This window comes from Streptomyces sp. NRRL B-24572, from assembly GCF_002156145.1.
GTDB classification, from domain to species: Bacteria; Actinomycetota; Actinomycetes; order Streptomycetales; family Streptomycetaceae; genus Streptomyces; species Streptomyces vietnamensis.
The window spans coordinates 1-4,211 of sequence record NZ_MWIG01001007.1; the positions used below are offsets into that span (position 1 = coordinate 1).

Sequence of the window (4,211 nt, forward strand, 5' to 3'; positions counted from 1 at the left end):
GCCGTACGAACTGGCCCGGCGGCTCGCCTCGCTCGACCATCTGAGTGCCGGCCGGGCCGCCTGGAACGTGGTCACCTCGTCCGACGCGTTCACCGGTGAGAACTTCCGGCGCGGCGGCTTCCTGGACCGCGCCGATCGGTATACGCGTGCGGCCGAGTTCCTCGGCGTGGTGCGGGAGTTGTGGGATTCCTGGACTCCGGACGGGGAGCCGGGGACCTTCGCGCACAGCGGGCCTCAGTTCCGGATCGAGGGCTCGTTCCCCGTACCGCGCTCTCCGCAGGGGCAGCCGGTCGTCATCCAGGCCGGGGACTCCGGTGAGGGGCGGGAGTTCGCGGCCTCCGCCGCTGATGTGGTCTTCACGAGGCATTCCACCCTGGAGGCCGGGCGGGAGTTCTACGCCGACGTCAAGGGGCGGCTCGCCCGGTACGGGAGGCAGCCCGGCGACCTGAAGATCATGCCGGGGGTGACGTACGTCCTCGGCGACAGTGATGCCGACGCGCAGGAGCGGGCGGCCGAGATCCGCCGGCAGCAGGTCTCCCCGCAGAACGCGATCCTCGCGCTCGAACAGGTCTGGGGCCGTGATCTGTCCGGATACGACCCCGACGGGCCGCTTCCGGACGTCGATCCCGACCCGGACTCCGTGCTCGTCCAGGGCCGGGTGCGGGTCGCCGATCCGGTCGGGGTGGCCAGGAAGTGGCGGGCGCTGTCGGAGGAGAAGGGTCTCTCGATCCGTCAGACCGTCATCGAGACCGGCAGCCGGCAGTCCTTCGTGGGCTCCCCGGCGACCGTCGCGGCGGCCCTGGAGGAGTTCGTCGCCACGGACGCCGCCGACGGCTTCATCCTCGTCCCCCACCTCACCCCCGGCGGCCTCGACGACTTCGTCGACCGGGTCGTGCCGCTGCTCCAGGAGCGCGGGGTCTTCCGTACGGAGTACGCGGGCACCACATTGCGGTCGCACCTCGGGCTTCCCGAGCCCGTATGGAAAGGTGACACACCATGAGCACGGATCCACACCAGGACTGGCAGCACTGGCACGAGCAGCGGGAGGCGGCCGTCGCCTCCTCGTACGGCCCGCTCTCCCTCACGGGCACCCACTGGCTCGCCGACTTCCCCGAGGGCCGCATTCCGGCCGTTCCCGGTGAGTGGCGGGAGGACGGTGACGAGATGGTCCTGACGGCGGGCGCCGAGGACGGGCTCACCGTCGACGGCAAGCCCTTCGCCGGCACGGTCCGGCTCACCGCCGACCACGGCCCGATCCACGAGTCCCGCGTCGAGTCGGCGGGGCGGCGGCTCGTGGTGCTGCGGCGCGAGGGCCTCTGGGCCGTACGGGACTTCGACCCCGGCTCGGAGGCGCGCCACGCCTTCCGGGGCATCGAGGCCACCCCGTACGACGAGCGCTGGGTGGTGCCCGGTGTGTTCCGGCCGTACGCGCAGACGCGCAGCGTACGGGTGGAGAACGCCGACGGCCGGGAGCGCGGCCTCGGGCTCTCCGGGGAGCTGGTCTTCGAGCTGCACGGCGGCGAGCACGTCCTGCAGGTGGCCGTCGAGGACGACGGCACCCTGTGGGCGGTCTTCGCGGACTCCACCAGCGGCCGCGACAGCTACCGCTTCCGTTTCCTGCGGCCCGAGGCACCGGCGTCGGACGGCTCGGTGACGGTGGACTTCAACCGCGCTCTGCTGCCGCCGTGCGCCTTCGCGGACCACTTCATCTGCCCCTTCCCGCCGCCCGGGAACACGCTCGACACCGCCGTGGCGGCGGGGGAGCGGCGGCTGAACCAGGCCTGACCTGGCCTTTTCCGTAGCGGTGAGCCCCCGGCCGGGAAGGCCGGGGGGCTCCCGTCCGTACGGCGGTCTTGTGCGTCCGCTCCGGGAGGGCCACTATCACTGGCGGTGCATGTCAGGAACACGTCACCTGATGGCGCCTCACGGGCCCGTCATCCACGGGCCCCTCCGCTTTTCCCAGAAGGAGAATTGTGAGGAGCACAGTGAGGAACACCCGCACCCGTCTGCTCGCCGTCGCCGCCGGCCTCGCCGCCGCGACCGCGCTCGGACTCCCCGGCGCCCAGGCCGCCCCCGTGCCCGGCCCCGCCGGAGCCGCCCAGCTCGCCCGCGCCGACGCCGCCGTCGAGGCCGCCGGGGTCGGCGGCACCGCCTGGTACGTCGACCAGGCGTCGGGCCGGGTCGTCGTCACCGCCGACTCCACCGTCACCGACGCCGGACTCGCCAAGATCCAGAGAGCGGCCGGCGCCGACGCCGGGGCGCTCCGGGTCCAGCGCACCCCCGGCGTCTTCAAGCCGCTGCTCGCCGCCGGAGACGCCATCTACGGCGGCGGCTACCGCTGCTCGCTCGGCTTCAACGTGGTCAGCGGCTCCACGTACTACTTCCTGACCGCCGGCCACTGCGGCAACGTCGCGAAGACCTGGTACACCAACTCCGCGCAGTCGACCCTGATCGGCGCCACCGTCGGCTCCAGCTTCCCGGGCAACGACTACGCCCTGGTCCGCTACGACAACACCTCGCTCAGCCACTCCGGCGGCTACAGCGCCGCCGACGCCTACGTGGGCGAGTCCGTCAAGCGCACCGGCTCCACCACCGGCACCCACGGCGGTACGGTCACCGGCCTCAACGCCACCGTCCACTACTCCAGCGGCGGCACGGTGAAGGGCCTGATCCAGACCAACGTCTGCGCCGAGCCCGGCGACTCCGGCGGCCCGCTCTACGACGGGACCAAGGCGCTCGGCATCACCTCCGGCGGCAGCGGCGACTGCCGGTCGGGCGGCACCACCTTCTTCCAGCCGGTGCCCGAGGCGCTCGCCGCGTACAAGGTCAGCATCTACTGATTCCCCTCCCGCACGGACACCCACTGATCCCCCCCACAGGAGGAACAAGAAGTGACCACCCCCACCAAGAAGTTCCGGCTGCTCGCCCTCACCGCCGGTCTCGTCGCCGCCGCCGCGACGCTCGGCGTCCCCACCGCGAACGCCGACTCCACGCAGACGTTCAGCGCCACCCGGCTCTCCGCGGCGAGCGACGCCGTCCTCGCCGCCGACGTGGCCGGCACCGCCTGGCGCGTCGACACCGCCACCGGCCAGGTCGTCGTCACCGCCGACTCCACCGTCTCCCAGGCCGAGATCGCCAGGATCAAGCGCAAGGCCGGGGCCAACGCCGGGGCGCTGCGCATCGAGCGCACCCCCGGCACGTTCAACAAGCTGATCTCCGGCGGCGACGCCATCTACGCGAGCAGCTGGCGCTGCTCGCTCGGCTTCAACGTCAAGGACAGCGCGGGGAACTACTACTTCCTCACCGCCGGCCACTGCACCGACGGCGCGGGCACCTGGTGGTCCAACTCCACCCACAGCACCGTGCTCGGTTCCACGGCCGGGTCGAGCTTCCCGACCAACGACTACGGCATCGTGCGCTACACCAACACCACGGTCACCAAGTCCGGCACGGTCGGCAGCGTCGACATCACCAGCGCCGCCAACGCCACCGTCGGCATGTCCGTCACCCGCCGCGGCTCCACCACCGGCATCCACAGCGGCACGGTGACTGGCCTCAACGCCACCGTGAACTACGGCGGCGGCGACATCGTCTACGGCATGATCCAGACCAACGTCTGCGCCGAGCCCGGCGACTCCGGCGGCCCGCTCTACTCGGGCAGCAAGGCGATCGGTCTCACCTCGGGCGGCAGCGGCAACTGCTCCTCGGGCGGGACGACCTTCTTCCAGCCCGTGACGGAGGCCTTGAGCGCGTACGGGGTCAACGTCTACTGATCCCGCGTCCGAACAGGTCCCTCCGGCTGCCGACGGGCGGCCGGAGGGACCGCGCCTTCCAGGACCTCCTGCGCGTCCTCTACGCCGTGGTTTCGCCCGCCTGCGAGGCGATCGGCTCCGCCTCCGCCTCCGGCTTCCGCTTCAGGGAGGACATCACCAGCGTCACCGTGGCGCCGACGACCGCCCACACCGACAGGACCACCATCGAGGCGGTCATGTCGTTGCCCTTGAAGTACGCGATCGAGCGCGCCGCCCAGGTGCCCGCGCCCGGCGGCAGGTACGGGCCGATCGCCCTCCAGAACGGCGGCAGCATCGGCAGCGGGAAGGCGCCGCCCGCGCTGGGATTGCCCGCGATCACGATGAGCAGGATCGCCAGGCCGATGCCGACGATCCCGAAGACGGACTGGAGCGCCAGGGTGGCGGCGCCTTCCCGCTGCC

The 4,211-nt window shown here is 72.1% G+C and carries 4 protein-coding genes and 1 pseudogene; 4 read left to right on the plus strand and 1 reads right to left on the minus strand.

Annotation, left to right across the window (positions count from 1 at the left end):
- The 4 genes from CCN56_RS39460 to CCN56_RS39475 form a co-directional block, all read left to right on the plus strand.
- A partial coding sequence (locus tag CCN56_RS39460; RefSeq protein WP_086832408.1) for an NtaA/DmoA family FMN-dependent monooxygenase occupies positions 1 to 1,000 on the plus strand: 1,000 nt, incomplete at its 5' end.
- Positions 997 to 1,785, plus strand: a complete 789-nt coding sequence (locus tag CCN56_RS39465) for a DUF1684 domain-containing protein (protein WP_086832409.1) — start codon at positions 997 to 999, stop codon at positions 1,783 to 1,785. The genes CCN56_RS39460 and CCN56_RS39465, both read left to right, overlap by 4 nt.
- Positions 1,786 to 1,985: 200 nt before the next feature.
- Positions 1,986 to 2,840, plus strand: coding sequence for a S1 family peptidase (locus tag CCN56_RS39470; protein WP_086832410.1), 855 nt, complete (start codon positions 1,986 to 1,988; stop codon positions 2,838 to 2,840).
- A gap of 51 nt (positions 2,841 to 2,891) precedes the next feature.
- A complete protein-coding gene (locus tag CCN56_RS39475) occupies positions 2,892 to 3,773 on the plus strand; it encodes a S1 family peptidase (protein ID WP_086832411.1) in 882 nt (293 codons plus the stop codon).
- A 79-nt stretch (positions 3,774 to 3,852) separates the two neighbouring features.
- Here the strand turns inward: CCN56_RS39475 and CCN56_RS39480 are convergent.
- Positions 3,853 to 4,211: pseudogene (locus tag CCN56_RS39480) on the minus strand (DUF3533 domain-containing protein); the annotation flags it as partial.

Excerpts from the sequence above, each read along its gene's own strand:
- CCN56_RS39465 (WP_086832409.1), top strand. The coding sequence starts at position 997 with ATGAGCACGGATCCACACCAGGACTGGCAGCACTGGCACGAGCAGCGG.